Origin of the sequence: Burkholderia pyrrocinia (genome assembly GCF_018417535.1) — a bacterium.
GTDB classification, from domain to species: Bacteria; Pseudomonadota; Gammaproteobacteria; order Burkholderiales; family Burkholderiaceae; genus Burkholderia; species Burkholderia pyrrocinia_E.
Window position 1 is genome coordinate 2,189,859 of the sequence record NZ_CP070978.1, and the last position, 14,212, is coordinate 2,204,070.

Consider the following 14,212-nt stretch of genomic DNA (forward strand, 5'->3'; position numbering starts at 1 on the left):
CGTTCGGTTGACCGCATTTATCCGATATTCCGAACTAGAATTCGAAATACCGAACAACTCTAAGCGAACGGAATCCAAATGGCAAGTTCCTCCGGATCGCGGCGCACGCCTGCCGGCGCCGCACCGCCGCCGCCGGCCGCCACGCCGCCGCGTGTCGGCGAGCAGATCCAGCGGCTGCGCAACGAGCGCAAGCTGACACTCGACGACCTGTCGCGCGCGGCCGGCGTATCGAAATCGATGCTCTCCGAGATCGAACGCGACAAGGCCAACCCGACGATCGCCGTCGCCTGGCGGCTGACGAACGCGCTCGGCATCACGCTCGACGAACTGTTCTCGCAGCCGAAGGCGCCGGAGACGATTCGTGTGGACGGCCCGCACGACATTCCGACGCTCGCCGGCCACGACGGCCGGTACCAGCTTCGTGTATGGGGCCCGATCGACCTCGCCGGCAAGTTCGAGTGGTACGAGCTGACGCTGCCGGGTGGCGGCGCACTCGTTTCGAACGCGCACGAACCCGGCACGCGCGAGCACCTCACCGTGTTGCAGGGTGCGATGGAGATCGAAGCCGCTGCGGCCAGCCGGCGCCTGAAGGCCGGCGACACCGCACGCTACCCGGCCGACGAGCCGCATGCGATCCGCAATCCCGGCAAGGCCGAAGCGCGGGCACTGCTGATCGTGATACACCGCTGACGGCGCGTATGGCTGGCCAAAGCGCCAGTTGCGGAAAACACTGTATGTTTGTACAGTATACGGACATTCCGCCATGCATGGGCCGGAGCCGGCGCACCGAGGCGCCCGCCCCGGTCGACAGGAGCCTGCGATGACAGAAGAACAAGATTTGGCCGCGCTCAGCTTCAAGGCTGCCGCGCACGACCTCGAGCTGATCGTTCGCCATATTGCCGGGCGCTATATCCGTCAGCGCGTCCCGCTGACGTGGCGCCTGCTGCACGCGATCGAAGCCGAGGCGCTCGCCGATCTCGGCTTTGCCAGCCGGCACGACGCCGGCATGCGTCAATTGTTCGAACGGCCGTCGGACATGACGTTTCCCGAAACGGACGATCCGATCGACTTCGGGCGCTCGAATGCGCTGCCCGCCGTCTTTTCGTTCGCGGTTCTGGCCTACGAAGCGGCGGCAACGTCGCATGACGCGGTGCCCCGCGAGCGCGCTCATCGCCTGTCCAAGGCGTGGGGCGACTGACTGCCAGCCCGAGCCGCCGCGCATGGCGGCCTGTCCAGCCTCTTGCTGCCCGAGACGTTGCGGAAAGGGCTACCATATACGCAACTAACGGAATAAATAACATGTCCCTTCCCGCCTCTCCCGACACCCCGGCCCGCCCGGAAGAGAAGGATCTGTTCGACCGCGGCGCATCCGACTGGATCGTGTCGCCCGAAGCCGCATTCGACGCGTGGCTGGCCATGCAGGACTATCGCCGCTCGTCGGCCGACGTCTATCGCGCGCAATGGGGCGCGTTTCTCACGTGGATGCGCGCGCAGCAGAAAAACCTGGCAACGGTCGATACGCCAACGATCGCAAACTTCGTCGGCGAGTTACCGATCCGGAAAACGCAGCGCATGCGCTATCTGCGGCTGATCGAACGTGTGCTCGACCACATCCGGCGCACCGAGTACGCGTCGACCAACCCGGCCCGTTTCATTGCTCAGGATGGCGAAGCGAACTGGCGCAAGGCGCGCGACAACGAGCCGACCGGTTTCCTCACGCCGGCCGAACGCGCGACGTTGCTCGCGTATCTGTTTTCGCCGATCGGCGTATCCGGTTCGGCGTACTGGAAAGAGCGGCGCGACCGCGCACTCGTGGCCGCGTTTCTCGGCGCCGGCATTAAAACCGGCGAAGCGCGTGCGCTTACGATTAGTTGCATCAATATGAGCGGAACGTCGCTGCAGATCCAGTCGGCGCACCCGAATTACGCGCGCGAAACCCATCTCGCCTCATTCGCGATCGCGCTGCTCGAAGCGTGGCTCACGGAACGCAAGCGCCAGGAAATCCCAGGCGAGCTCGTGTTCCCGGCATCGCATGCCGGGCGGCCGATGCACAAGGCGACGATGCTGCGCGCGATCGACGCGATCGTCGAATCGGCCGGGCTCACGTCGTCGCGCACCGCGCGCGCGAGCCCGCAGACGCTGCGCAATACCTATGCGGCCGAACTGTTCGAAAACGACGTGCCGCCCGAGCGGGTCGGCAAATGGCTGGGCTTCATGCGGCCGATCTCGTCGAACCGCCTGCATCGCGCATGGAAAAACTGGCGCGATGGTCTGGCCGACAGCAACGGTGACGCATCCGACGGCGACGAAACTCACTGATCGGGAATCAGCTGCTCACGCGACACGATCCGTGAGCAGCCTTGCGTGGCGCAGCCTCACCGTTTCACAGCTCCCGAAAAACCTCACCTCAAGCGTCCCGAATCGTCTCACCTGTGCAGGTGCGGCCGATCTTCGGGTCAGGTATGCGTAAAGTGCGCGACGGCTTCGAATCGGGACGGCCATGCGCCCGAAGCGTGCTCGCAATCCGGGCACGCCACTTCAAAACCCTCCTCGCCGTGCGACAGCTCCGGTTCGCCGTCGCAACGCGGGCACTGAGCCGGCACCGGAATCTCTTGATCCAGCGAGGTGCCGATCGCGGCAAACGCTTCCGCATCCAGTTGCCCGGCATCGGCCAGGCGCCGGATCAGCGCGACAATCTCCGGATTCATCCCGCGGCTCGCGCGCAGCGAACTCACATCGCGCGTCGCCCGTTCCAGTTCATCACTCTGGCTGCGCAACTGTTCTTCAAGCCGGTCGGCGCGCGCCTTGGCCGAGCTCAGTTGCTGAAGGAAATCGAATTCCTTGCGCTGGACGTCGCGCAAACCGCTCTGGTAGGTCGACGCCATGCTGCGCAGCGAGTCCAGCTCGACCAGCATCGGCTTGACGCGGCGTTCGGCTTCGGCCACCGCGTCCTTGATTTGCTGCGCGTAGTGCTCGGTGCGCTGCTGCAATTCGGCTTGCAGCGCATCGATGCGGTCGCGCAGCGTGGCGTTTTGCGCCTGCTCGGCGTCGACGCGGCCGGCCGCCGCGGCCAGTTCCTTCTCCAGTCGGGCGACGGTGGTGAGCAACGTGGCTTCGCTTGCCGAACCGTGCGTCGTCTGCGACGCGAGCTGAACCTCGAGTTCGGTCACGCGCGCCTGCAATTGCTCGTTTCGGACTTCACCGCGGGCGAGCGCGCTTTCGAGCGTCTCATGACGGACGGTTGCATCGCGCAACCGCTGTTCGGCGTCGGCAACGCCAGCGCGAACCTGCTCGCGGTCGCCATCGAGACTGTCGCGCGCCGCTTTCAACGCTTCTTCATAGAGTGCGCCGAGCAGCGCACCGGCCTTTTCCTCGACGGCTTTCGGAATTGCCGCACCGTCGAGCCTGATCTTGGACGCGGAACGGATGCGCTCCCAGAAATGATCGATGTCTTTCGGGATGTCGCTGGCGCTGCCGGTTTGGGTGAGATCGCGGACGTTGGCGGCCGACGGCCGGATGCCAAGATCGAAGAACAGGCGCTTGCACGCGTGCAATGACAATTCCTGGCGCCGCGCACCGCTTGCACGCAGCGATTCCAGTTCGTCCCGAATGACTTGGCGCATCTCGTCCAGGGTCATGGCAGAGCTCACAGACATTGAAATGTGGAAATCATAACGAAATACGTATTTATTGATACCTGTTTCGGGCTGACGTTGCGGATTTACGTCGCTTTCCACAAAAAGCGGGCCTGTGAGCCATTCCGGACGAGCGTGGTCCGGAATTCCGTGAAACAAAGCGAAGAAAGTCAGCCAAGTCTTTGTAATGCAAGCAATTTTCAGCAGATCCCGAAAATCGGCATTTGTTTCACATGACGGATGATCCGATTCCCGGTGGGTGTTCAGGGTTTGGGGTCTCTGTGGAAAACTCGTCAGCCGATGTCTTGAGAGTATTAGAAGTAAACACCCTTGAACCCTTAGTTAAAAACGTTAACGCCACGGCACAGCCTTATGTAGCAAGGCTCTCCGGCCGGCAAGGTGAAGTTTTACGGGAGCCAAGGTGATCTTCTGCGGGAGCTGACGTGATGGGGTTCGGGGAGCAGCGTGAGCCGTTGCAGGAAAGGTCGTGAGCGGATTCGGGATCACAGTGAAACACGAGATTTCCCAAAGGTGAGGGTTTTCGGGGCCTCACAGCCACAGAACCCGCGCTGTGCCTGACTGCACAGTTTTCTGCCTGTGCAGACACAGGTGAGAATTTGCGGGACCCTCTTCGCGCCCCGATTCTGCCCATCTTTTAGGCAGTTTTGGCGAAAGGTGAGGTTTCACGGGACTCCACGGGAATTTGGTGTGAGGATTTCCGGGAAACGAACGCCATTTTGCACAGCAAAAGTGCTTTCCGGGCCTGTGATGCACTAAAGGTGAGGCTTTTCGGGAGGGAAATCCGGGTTTTCCTGCCCCGATCTCGCTGAGGTGAGCTTTTTCGGGGCATGAATCACAGGCTGTGATCGCGGTCACAGGTGAGTATTTTCGGGAACGGTATTTGCTCGAAAAATGGTCAAAGGTGAGGCTTTTCGGGACCCGTGAGCGGCCGGATTCGCCGAAAAGCCCGCCAGGACTGGAAGAAATCTCGTTTTTGCTGTGCCCCTTTTTGGCACAGGTGAGATTTTTCGGGGGCCGACATACGGTTGTCGTATGAAGGTTTTCGGTCGAAAGGTGAGGTTTTTCGGGGGATGCCTGCCGGGCACAGCCAAATGCCTTCTGTGCATAAGTATCGGAAGGCATTGGGTTTTTTGATACCGCAACAGTTACGGTGAGATTTTTCGGGAGCCGTTTCCGTGCCCGTTGCCGTGCCGTATTTTTTCAATAAGGTGAGCGTTTTCGGGATGCTCTGGCGGTCAATCCCGCGCGTGCCGGGGATTCGGTGGCATCCGGACGAAAGAACAAGCTGTGCTCAAGGTGAGTATTTTCGGGACCCGATACGGTTTGTGCGCTGTACAATGCGCGCCCGGGCCGGGAAAGCAGGTCCGATCAGGTGGCGCGGGCCGGTTTCGACGGCGCTTTTCCGGATGCCGGACGCGATCATGATTTCCCGGCGAGCCGTGCCTGTACATGCATACAGCCCGATGCGGCGCGATCGGGAGGGCACTGTGAGGTGCGATCGCGACCCTGTGCCGAACTCACGGCTGTGCAGTCGCAAAATTACGACAAATCGAAAGGTGAGTCGATACGGGAGCAAGTTTCGCACGTGTCATGCACAGGGGAAATTCTGTGAATCGGCGCATCCCGCGGCACGTCTGGAAGAGTCCGGAACGCTGCAATTCAGGACCGGTGAGTGTTTTCGGGAGTGGTTGGGGTGAGTGCCGTTTTGCACGCGCGCTTCACCGGCTATGGTGAGCATGTCGTTCTGGACGCACATCACCGCAGGCGCTATCCTTCCGGAAAACTTCTCCTCCGACCCGACGTATGGCCACGACGAAGCGCGCCAAGAAAACCGATGTGGATGTGGTGAGTGCCAGTTCAGCCGAATTGCGCAAGGCCGTCGAGGCGATCGCCATTCAGCCGAAGAGCGGCAAGATCACACTCCTGACCCGCAAGCTGTTCAACGTGCTGCTGGCCGTCGCGCAGCAGGCCGACGACTCGGGCGATACGTATCGCGCGCTGCTGTCGGACATCGTCGCCAACTCCGCTTTCGATTCGAACGACACCGCACTGGTGAAGGAACACCTGCGCCGCATGGTGTCGGTGCAGGTCGAATGGAGCACGGGGACGTCGAGCCAGAAGCCGGGCCGCAAGTGGGGGATCTCGACGCTGATCGCCGACGCGGAAATTCTCGAGGATCCGACGACCCGTCGCGTATGGGTCGAATTCTCGTTCGCGCCGAAGATCAAGAAGAAGCTGCTCGACCCGGTCCAGTATGCGCGTCTGAGCCTGCAGTTCCAGAGCCAGTTGCGCAGCAGCGCCGGCCTGGCGCTGTACGAAATCTGCGTGCGCTATCTGACGAACCCGAGCCACCTGACGATGCGCGAGCCGTGGGAATGGTGGCGGCCGATCCTGTCGGGCACGCCTGACACGGAAGCCGGCGACGAGGCGAAGCGCGAGTACAAGTACTTCAAGCGCGACTATCTGCGCCCCGCGATCGCGGAAGTCAACGCGGTCACCAATATCTTCGTCGAGCTGATCGAGCACCGTGAAGGGCGCCGGGTTGCGGAGATCCAGTTCCGCGTGACCGAGCGCAAGCAGCCGATGCTGGCGCTTGACGAACACCCGAACGTGTTCGACAGCACGCTGGTCGACCGGATGGTGAAGCTCGGAATCCCGCTGAAGGAGGCGCAGACGCTCTATGCGGACAGCGAGGAGAATCGCATTCGCGCCGCGTTGCAGATGACCGAGCAGCGGATGCGCAGCACGACGCTGCCGCCGGTGCGCAGCGCGCCGGCGCTGTTCAAGGATGCGCTGAAGAAGGGTTATGCGCCGCCGGTCGAGTCGGTCGACGCGCTGCCTGCCGGCACGCCGTCCGCGAAGATCGCAGCCGCGCAGCCGGATGATCTGAAGGCACGCCTGATGAGCGAGTTCGCGGCGTTCCGCCGCAAGGAAGCGAAGGTGCTGTACGAGGAGCAGGGCGACGCCGAGCGCGAAGTGGCGCGCGAGTCGTTCGAGTCGGAGGCGCTGCCGACGATGGGCACGCATCTGCGCGACGACTGGCGCAAGCGCGGCCTCGATTCCAAGCTGGCCGAGACGGCCTTCTTCGACTGGCTGGCCCAGAAGACCTGGGGCGAGCCGACGGACGGCGACCTGCTGTCGTTCACGCTGAATCAGTCGCGGGCCGCGTGAGGCCCGCTCAGGCCCGCTGACGGGCCGCCGCGGGCCGCCCGCTCAATCGGGCGGGCCGGCGTCCTCACCAGGCCCTGCCGGCCGCTTCCATCACTCCGACAACAGCATCCGCTCGAGCTGCTCGAGGATCGCGTCACGCTTGTCCTTCGGGAGGCCGCGCAGGCGCAATTCGATGCGGTCTTCGCCATACGACTTCAGGTCGCCGACCGACTTGCCACCGAGCTTGATCTCGAGACGCTGCGCGTAGCGCTGACGGCCCGCGGCCTTCGGCGTCTCCTGCGCAGCGACGCGGCCCTTGACGATGTCCGACACCTGGCGCGTGCTGAGATCGTCCGACACGATCTTGTTGATCAGCCGCAGCGTGGCCTCGGTGCCGCGCGCGTTGTGATAGCGCCCGACCTGATACGCCATGTTCGAGCCGAAGCGATCGGGACGCGCGACCATTTCCTGCATGATCGCTTCCGGCAACTTGCCGATCGACAGCGCGACGGCCACCGTCGACTCGTCGAGGCCGAGATGCTCGGAAAGCTCCTTCTGGCTCTGGAAATGTTGGTCGTCGAGGAAGCGGCGCCACACGACGGCGTTGTCGAACACCGTCTGCGAATCGCGCTGGACGTTCAGGTCGTAGCCGAGCTTGTAGCTCTGGATACCGATCGGCACGTCGATCACGATCGCCTTGACCGATTCCTTGTTCGCTTCCTTCAGCGCTCGCACGCGACGGCCGCCGTCGCTGACGAAATACGTACCCGGATTGTCGTAATCCGGAATCACGTGGATCGCCTGCTGCTGCCCCTGCTTCGCAAGGTTGACCGCGAGTTCGGCAATCGACGACTTTAGATAGAAGTGCCGCGGGTTGAACGGGCTATGCTTGATCGCCTTCAGCGACAGCTCGATCACCTGCCCGGGTGCATAGCGGTTCTCGAGACGCCACGCGCGGTATTGCGGCGATTCGTCGATCGACGGATCGAGCGTGAACTCCGGAGCGGGCGGCGGTGCGATGTCTTTCTTCGCCGATTTGGTCGGTGCCGCGGCGGGCGTCTCGGACTTGACGATGCCGTCAATCGCATTGAGCCGGTCGAGTGCCGTGCGCTTCTCGCTCGTCGTGATATCCGGGCGCGCTTGGAATCCTTTTGCAAATTGGGAGGGTTTCATGTGACTCCTTTGTGCGCATAAAGTCAGGGCAGCATGGCGACGATTTCGTCGGCACATGCGCGAATTTCAGCGGCGGCCAGCTTGCCGCCACGATCGTTCATCTGCAGCACGGTCTGACCGAGCGCCATCGCCTGCTTGTACGCTTCCCGGGTCGGGATCTGCGTCTTCAGCAGCGGGAAGCCGAGCTCTTCGAGCGCGCGCTTGAGCTCGCGGGTCAGCATGCGCTTCTCTTCGGTCTTGTTCAGCAGGAATACCGCGCGGAGGTCTTCGTTCATGACCTGCGCCTGCTGGATCAGCTTGACCAGCCCGACGCTCGACCAGTAGTCGGCCGGCGACGACGAAGTCGGGATCACGGCAATCGATGCCGCCAGCAGGACGACGCCGGATACCTTCTCGGTGATCGACGGCGGGCAGTCCACGACGATGATGTCGTAGTCGTTGATGAACTTCTTGATCTCGCGATGGATCTGGCCGTCGGCTTCAGCAAGGTTGACGACCGGAAACGGGATGCCGGTGTCGCTGTCGCCGGATGCGCTCGACCAGTGAACCAGTGTGTTTTGACGGTCTGCGTCGATGACGAGGATGCGCTTCCCTTTTTCATGGAACGCGGCGCCGAGGTGCATGGCAATCGTGCTTTTGCCGACGCCACCTTTTTGTTGAGTGACTGCAATGATTTCCGCGGCCAATTTTCACTCCTATTTTGGTCGTTGGAATTCTACAGGACGATATTTATATTTCAATGAAATTGTCGTTCGACAACTACACGTTAGCCATTCGGGCTATCGGTTTATGCGCATAAACGAACCGGCGGTGATCGGCGGCGTGATCGGACGGCGTGGTTGATGTCTGCGGACGCGTCGACGAACCTCGCGATGATGACGCTATCACGACGCGCGTCGTCGGCACGCGCAGCGGGTTGCTGGCGATATCGGATTGCGCTGCCCTTTCGCTTGATGGTGGTGGAGGGTCGTACCGGCAGACGGGTGAGTTTGTGCGCATAAACTCTGCGGCGACCGGGGCGGCCAACCGTGCGACAGGACAGTCGGGCATTCCTGAGCGCGGGTGTGATCTTATGCACGTTGGCAGATATGCAGCCTGGGCGGTGTGCCATTAGCCGGTATGCATCGGCATCGCGCCATACCGAGCCGCTACGTTTATGCGCATAAACCGCGGTCGATGGATGGCGAGTACCGGGCGATCACGTGCCGACCCCGCGTGAATTCGGCACGCGGGGATGCGCTGACGACGCAGCGCATCGATGCGACGATCGCTTCGGTGCCGTGACGCGTCGACGCTCGTCGGCGCGATGAATCGCCAGATGCTCTGTCCAGCGATCGCAGGCTTTATGCGCATAAACCAATCGACGTACCACGCTATCGCCTGCGTCCATCGCCACCCGAGACACCCGTCACGATGCGCAGGCTCGCGAATCCTTATCCTTGCAGCGCGATAGCGGGCCGCACAACTTTATGCGCATAAACAAAGCGATCCGTTAAAGCACATCGCCGATGCATCACCCCGCCCGAGGCTGGTGTTTCTGGCGGCACCTTCTCGCCAACCAGCCTCACCAAAGCATCGAATCCGCACCCGGCTACCCCACGGCGGCCCGCACCGAAACCTCCGATGCAGACTGGCTACAATACAGCCCTCTCCCATCCAGGCCCGAATGATGATCACGATCTACCACAACCCCCGATGCTCGAAGTCGCGCGAGACGCTTGCGTTGGTCGAGGCGCTGAATACCGCCGGCACGCCGCTGAACGTCGTCGAGTACCTGAAGACGCCGCCGACGGTCGAGGAACTGGAAGCGCTGCACCGGCAGCTCGGCCGCCCGGTTCGCGACATGCTGCGCGACGGCGAGGAGCCGTACAAGACGCTGAATCTGGCCCGCGCGGATCTGACCGATGCGCAAGCCTATGACGCGATTGCCGCTCATCCGGTTTTGCTGCAGCGTCCGATCGTCGTCTATCGCGGCAAGGCGGCCATCGGTCGGCCGCCCGAATCGGTGCAAGCGCTGTTCGAATAATTCTTGCCCGGCGTATTTTTCTTATTGCATCAGCCCGGCGTACCCACCGGCAATCGAAGTCGGTGCGATCGCCGGGCAGCATACCTCCCACCGCCGGACGATAGCGGCAACGCGGACCGGGTCTAGCCTTCGCCGGACGACGTGTCGCCATCAACCGGTTCCCGCCCCGCCGCCGCTTTCGCGGCCGTCCGCAGCAGTGCGATCTGCCCGCGATAGGCTCTGCAGCCACTGCAGGTCGGCAGGTGTATGCGCACCTGCACACGCTCATGCAAGGTCAGATGCCGGTCGAGCGCATCCGACAGCAGTCGCGTCACGTCAGTACATTTCCCCGGCAGCATCTTCGGTCGTCAGTCCTTTTTCGCTCAGGCAGGTTCGCAGGCGCGTGCGCGCCCGATACAGCAACACGCTGCAATGATTCGTCGTCAGCGTCAATTCGCTGCAGATGTCCGTCATCTCGACATCGAGGAATTCGCGCATCATGAACACGCGCCCGATCTGCTCGGGAAGGTGATCGAGGCAGGCCTGGAACAGCGTCCAGAACTGCTGTTGCTGCAACAGCGTTTCGGGGCGCGGCCACGGCCGCGGCTTCGCATGCGGGGCCCAGTGGCCGTTTTCCTTGAACAGCTCGCGATCGAGCATGGATTCGCCGTCGAGCTCGGCATCGAGCGCGGACAGGCTCACAGTCCGCTGCCGCGCACGCAGCACGTCGATCAGCTTGTTGCGCAGGATGCCGAATACCCAGGTCTTGTGGGCCGACAGCCCCGCGAAATCGCCCGCGTGCGACCATGCGGCGGCCAGTGCTTCCTGCACGGCGTCTTCGGCCGCGTCGGCATCGCGGAGCTGGAGTCGCGCGAAGCGCAGCAGGTCGCGCCGCAGTTGCGCGAGATAAACGGGGTCGTCGTACGCGGACGGCATGTCTGGGTAGCAGTGTCTCGAGGCGATTGCGCTTGCGCCACCGGGCGGGCACATCGCGGTGCGAGCAGCTTACTGGGCGCGGTGCCGGCCTGCAACGTCTGTTCCGTCACGAATTCACGAAACCGGCCGGCGCGCTGCGCTATGCTTGCCGAAACCCGTGTCGCGTGTCGACGGCGCCGCGCGGCGGGCAGTTTGTAACGTCAGAACATAACGGTCGAGTTATCCACAATTTCTGTGGAAAACCTTGTGGAAAGTCGGCCGGACGGCCCCGTCGGGCGGTTCGCGGGCTGGCTTGCCTATAAACAGACCTTTGTCGCCTGTTCGGAAGCAATCGATCCGATTCCTCACTCACCGGAAGGAGAACGCCATGTCCTATCGTATTGCGGTCGTCGTCGGCAGCCTGCGCCGCGCTTCGTCGAACCGCGCACTCGCGCACGCCGTGATCTCGCTCGCCCCCGCCGATTTTTCGTTCGAGTTCGTCGAGATCGGCGAGCTGCCGCTGTACAGCCAGGACTACGACGCGGATTTCCCGGAAGTCGCGAAGCGCTTCAAGCAGTCGATCGAAGCCGCCGACGCGCTGCTGTTCGTCACACCCGAGTACAACCGGTCGATGCCGGGCGTGCTGAAGAATGCGCTCGACTGGGGTTCGCGGCCGTGGGGTTCCAACTCGTGGGCGGGCAAGCCTGGCGCGGTGCTCGGCACGTCGCCGGGCGCGACGGGTACTGCGCTCGCCCAGCAGCACCTGCGCAACGTGCTGGCGTACCTCGACGTGAAGACGCTCGGGCAGCCCGAGATGTTCATCAAGCACGACCCGGCGCGCATCGACGAGCACGGCCAGATCGTCAGCGAGGACACCCGCAAGTTCCTGCAGGGCTTCGTCGATCGCTACGCGGGCTGGGTGCGCGTGCTGAAGTCGGCCTGACAACTTCGGCCTGGCCACCACGGCCGTTCATGGCGCTGGCGCCGGCCCGCACTTGGCGGGTCACGCGCCGGCGTGCCGCGCGTCGCGCGCTTCGCGGATGCCCAGCAGAATCTCGTCGAGCAGCGCGATGTCGAACGGCTTCGACAGCACGCGGACGTTGACAGTGCGCGTGCGGTCGAGCTCCTCTGCGTAACCCGTGACGAGAATCACGGGCAGCTTCCCCGGCCGCTTCTCGACCGCTTCGGCGAGATCGATGCCGTTCAGGCTGCCCGGCATGTGGATATCCGAAATCACGAGGTCGAACGCGTCGTTCGCGGCCGCGCCCTCGATCAGGCGCAATGCGTCGTCGGCGGTGGGCGCATAGGTCACGCGGTGCCCGAGCAGCGAAAGCAGTGCTTCGGTGCCGGCCGCGACTTCGCCGTTGTCCTCGACGAGCAGCACGTGCAGCCCGGCGAGCGCGCCCGTGTCGTGCACGACGGCCTGCGGCCGCGCGACGACGTCCTCGGCGCGCGCGCGCGGCAGGTAGAGGCGCACCGACGTGCCGGCGCCGACCGCGCTGTCGATCGTCGCGAGGCCGCCCGAGCGTTCGCAGAACGCGAACACCTGCGGCAGGCCGAGCCCCGTCCCCATCCCTTGCGCCTTCGTCGTGAACAGCGGTTCGAACGCGCGCGCGAGCACGTCGGGCGCCATGCCCGAACCCGTATCGTCGAGCGAGATCTGCACGAAATCGCCGGTGAGCGGAAAGCCGTCCTCGCGGCGCAGCGTCACGTTGCGCGCGCCGACCGTGAAGCGGCCGCCGGTCGCCATCGCGTCGCGCGCGTTGACCGCGAGGTTGATCACCGCGAGCTCGAGCTCCGCGACGTCGACGCGGATCGGCCAGACGCCGGGCTCGATCGCGACGACCAGCGACGATTTCGAACCGAGCGACGTCTTCAGCAGTTCGCGGCACGTACCGACCCATTGCCCGACGTCGATCGTCTCGCTGTGCAGCGGCTGCTTGCGCGCGACGCCGAGGAGCTGGCGCGTGAGCGACTGCCCGTTCTTCAGCGCGCGTTCGATCGCGCCGAGTTCCTTGTCGAGATCCTGGACGCCGCGCCGCCGCGCGATCTGCACGTTGCTCGAGATGATCATCAGCAGGTTGTTGAAGTCGTGCGCGACGCTGCCGACGAGGTTGCCGAGCGCCTGCATCTTGCGCGACTGCCGGTATGCCGATTCGATCGAGCGCCGCATCGATGCTTCGGCCTGCCAGCGGTCCCACGCCTCCTCTTCCGCTTTCAGCCGCTTGAGCGACAGCCAGATCACGGACCACAGCGCGATCGACGGCGCGAACATCGAGATGAACAGCACGCTCAGGTGTTCGTACCATTCATGCCAGATCGCCGACGTGCGGTACGCGCACGTGACGTAGACGGGATAACTGCCGACCTGGCGGTACGCGACGATCTCGCTGCTCGAGCCGTCGTGGCGTACGCGCACGACGCCCGCGCGCGGATCGTTGCGCGCGTCGCCGAACGTGACCGAGCGATCGGTGTGCGCGAGCGACGGCGGCGGCGGATACGACGCGATCACCGCGCCGTCCGAGCGCGCGAGCGCCATCGTCATCGGCGTGCTCGCGCCGCCGAGCAGGTCGCGGTAGAACGCGTTGAAATACGACGACTTCAGCGCGATCGACACCATCCCGGCGAACGAACCGTCGCTATGGCGCCGCGCGACGCCCGTGTTGAACACCGGAATGTTCTCGAGCTTGAGCGGCCCCATCATCAGCCGCGAGATGTGTTCGATGACCTTGCCGTCGCGGATGCCGGCGAAATCGTCGCGGTTCGCGATCGACGCATAGGGCGCCGGATAGTAGAGGCTGTTGGCGAGCAGCATCCCGCTCGCGCCGAAGATCGACACGGCGGCCACTTGCGGATAGCCGCCGCCGATCGTGTTCAGCGCTTCGTGGATGTCGGATTCCCTGTTGCGCACGGTCGCGTCGTCCATGTCCTGCACGAGGTCGACGATGCGCGCATCGAGCGTTTCGCTCAGGTCGAACACCTTGAGCGCGTGCTCCTCTGCGACCCGCACGGTGCGCATCGTCACGTCGCTCGCCGCGGACTCGCGCGCCTGCAGGTCGTTGTACGCCATCACCACCACGTAGATGCACGGCAGCACGATCGCCGCGACGAGCAGCACGATCAGCGTCACGCGGCGGACCGCGAAATCGTGCTCGGGTGCGCCGGCCGAGTAGTTGCCGCCGTCCTGCCAGTCGTCGGCGGGCGTGGAGGCGGGGGCGTGGGAGTCGGCAGGCCGTTCGGACGTCATTGGAAAAGCGGGTGAGGCGGAGGTGCCTGCCATCATAAACGAGTTGCGACGGCCCGCCGCGCGGCC

At 63.7% G+C, this 14,212-nt stretch carries 12 protein-coding genes; 6 read left to right on the forward strand and 6 right to left on the reverse strand.

Annotation, left to right across the window (positions count from 1 at the left end; translation table 11 throughout):
- The first annotated feature begins 78 nt into the window (after positions 1-78).
- From JYG32_RS28005 to JYG32_RS28015, 3 genes are all read left to right on the forward strand, one after another.
- Positions 79-690, forward strand: a complete 612-nt coding sequence (locus JYG32_RS28005; protein ID WP_174381328.1) for a helix-turn-helix domain-containing protein — start codon at positions 79-81, stop codon at positions 688-690.
- A 130-nt stretch (positions 691-820) separates the two neighbouring features.
- Positions 821-1,198, forward strand: a complete 378-nt coding sequence (locus tag JYG32_RS28010; RefSeq protein WP_174381347.1) for a DUF2471 family protein — start codon at positions 821-823, stop codon at positions 1,196-1,198.
- A gap of 101 nt (positions 1,199-1,299) precedes the next feature.
- Positions 1,300-2,319: a tyrosine-type recombinase/integrase gene (locus tag JYG32_RS28015; RefSeq protein WP_174381327.1), complete on the forward strand. Its 1,020-nt coding sequence runs from the start codon at positions 1,300-1,302 to the stop codon at positions 2,317-2,319.
- A 137-nt stretch (positions 2,320-2,456) separates the two neighbouring features.
- Here JYG32_RS28015 and JYG32_RS28020 read toward each other — a convergent pair whose 3' ends face one another.
- Positions 2,457-3,638, reverse strand: a complete 1,182-nt coding sequence (locus tag JYG32_RS28020; protein WP_213265761.1) for a DNA-binding protein — start codon at positions 3,636-3,638, stop codon at positions 2,457-2,459.
- A gap of 1,821 nt (positions 3,639-5,459) precedes the next feature.
- On the opposite strand from JYG32_RS28020, the gene JYG32_RS28025 reads away from it, so the two are divergent.
- Entirely contained in the window at positions 5,460-6,827 is a 1,368-nt protein-coding gene (locus JYG32_RS28025; RefSeq protein WP_174381325.1) for a replication initiation protein, read from the forward strand.
- A 90-nt stretch (positions 6,828-6,917) separates the two neighbouring features.
- Here JYG32_RS28025 and JYG32_RS28030 read toward each other — a convergent pair whose 3' ends face one another.
- Both JYG32_RS28030 and parA read right to left on the reverse strand, forming a co-directional pair.
- Positions 6,918-7,979: a ParB/RepB/Spo0J family partition protein gene (locus JYG32_RS28030; RefSeq protein WP_174381324.1), complete on the reverse strand. Its 1,062-nt coding sequence runs from the start codon at positions 7,977-7,979 to the stop codon at positions 6,918-6,920.
- A gap of 23 nt (positions 7,980-8,002) precedes the next feature.
- A complete protein-coding gene (parA, locus tag JYG32_RS28035) occupies positions 8,003-8,665 on the reverse strand; it encodes a ParA family partition ATPase (protein ID WP_034181507.1) in 663 nt (220 codons plus the stop codon).
- A 983-nt stretch (positions 8,666-9,648) separates the two neighbouring features.
- Here parA and arsC point away from each other — a divergent pair.
- A complete protein-coding gene (gene arsC, locus JYG32_RS28045) occupies positions 9,649-10,005 on the forward strand; it encodes an arsenate reductase (glutaredoxin) (protein WP_174381346.1) in 357 nt (118 codons plus the stop codon).
- A gap of 122 nt (positions 10,006-10,127) precedes the next feature.
- Here the strand turns inward: arsC and JYG32_RS28050 are convergent, their stop codons facing one another.
- Both JYG32_RS28050 and JYG32_RS28055 read right to left on the reverse strand, forming a co-directional pair.
- Complete coding sequence (locus JYG32_RS28050) at positions 10,128-10,343, reverse strand: zf-HC2 domain-containing protein (protein ID WP_174381323.1); 216 nt, start codon at positions 10,341-10,343, stop codon at positions 10,128-10,130.
- The gene (locus JYG32_RS28055; RefSeq protein WP_174381322.1) at positions 10,321-10,920 is read right to left on the reverse strand and encodes an RNA polymerase factor sigma-70; all 600 of its coding nucleotides are present in this window, start codon (positions 10,918-10,920) and stop codon (positions 10,321-10,323) included. Before JYG32_RS28055 ends, JYG32_RS28050 begins: the two co-directional genes overlap by 23 nt.
- A gap of 367 nt (positions 10,921-11,287) precedes the next feature.
- Here JYG32_RS28055 and JYG32_RS28060 point away from each other — a divergent pair, with 367 nt between their 5' ends.
- Entirely contained in the window at positions 11,288-11,842 is a 555-nt protein-coding gene (locus JYG32_RS28060) for an NADPH-dependent FMN reductase (RefSeq protein WP_174381321.1), read from the forward strand.
- Between the two features lie 60 nt (positions 11,843-11,902).
- Here JYG32_RS28060 and JYG32_RS28065 read toward each other — a convergent pair whose 3' ends face one another.
- On the reverse strand, positions 11,903-14,146 hold the full coding sequence (locus JYG32_RS28065; protein ID WP_213265763.1) for a hybrid sensor histidine kinase/response regulator: 2,244 nt from the start codon (positions 14,144-14,146) through the stop codon (positions 11,903-11,905).
- Positions 14,147-14,212 lie beyond the last annotated feature (66 nt).

Bases quoted from the DNA above. Each gene is read 5' to 3' on its own strand.
- JYG32_RS28005 (WP_174381328.1), top strand. From the start codon at position 79: ATGGCAAGTTCCTCCGGATCGCGGCGCACGCCTGCCGGCGCCGCACCG.
- JYG32_RS28010 (WP_174381347.1), top strand. From the start codon at position 821: ATGACAGAAGAACAAGATTTGGCCGCGCTCAGCTTCAAGGCTGCCGCG.
- JYG32_RS28015 (WP_174381327.1), top strand. From the start codon at position 1,300: ATGTCCCTTCCCGCCTCTCCCGACACCCCGGCCCGCCCGGAAGAGAAG.
- JYG32_RS28020 (WP_213265761.1), bottom strand. From the start codon at position 3,638: ATGACCCTGGACGAGATGCGCCAAGTCATTCGGGACGAACTGGAATCG.
- JYG32_RS28025 (WP_174381325.1), top strand. From the start codon at position 5,460: ATGGCCACGACGAAGCGCGCCAAGAAAACCGATGTGGATGTGGTGAGT.
- JYG32_RS28030 (WP_174381324.1), bottom strand. From the start codon at position 7,979: ATGAAACCCTCCCAATTTGCAAAAGGATTCCAAGCGCGCCCGGATATC.
- arsC (WP_174381346.1), top strand. From the start codon at position 9,649: ATGATCACGATCTACCACAACCCCCGATGCTCGAAGTCGCGCGAGACG.
- JYG32_RS28050 (WP_174381323.1), bottom strand. From the start codon at position 10,343: ATGCTGCCGGGGAAATGTACTGACGTGACGCGACTGCTGTCGGATGCG.
- JYG32_RS28055 (WP_174381322.1), bottom strand. From the start codon at position 10,920: ATGCCGTCCGCGTACGACGACCCCGTTTATCTCGCGCAACTGCGGCGC.
- JYG32_RS28060 (WP_174381321.1), top strand. From the start codon at position 11,288: ATGTCCTATCGTATTGCGGTCGTCGTCGGCAGCCTGCGCCGCGCTTCG.
- JYG32_RS28065 (WP_213265763.1), bottom strand. From the start codon at position 14,146: ATGACGTCCGAACGGCCTGCCGACTCCCACGCCCCCGCCTCCACGCCC.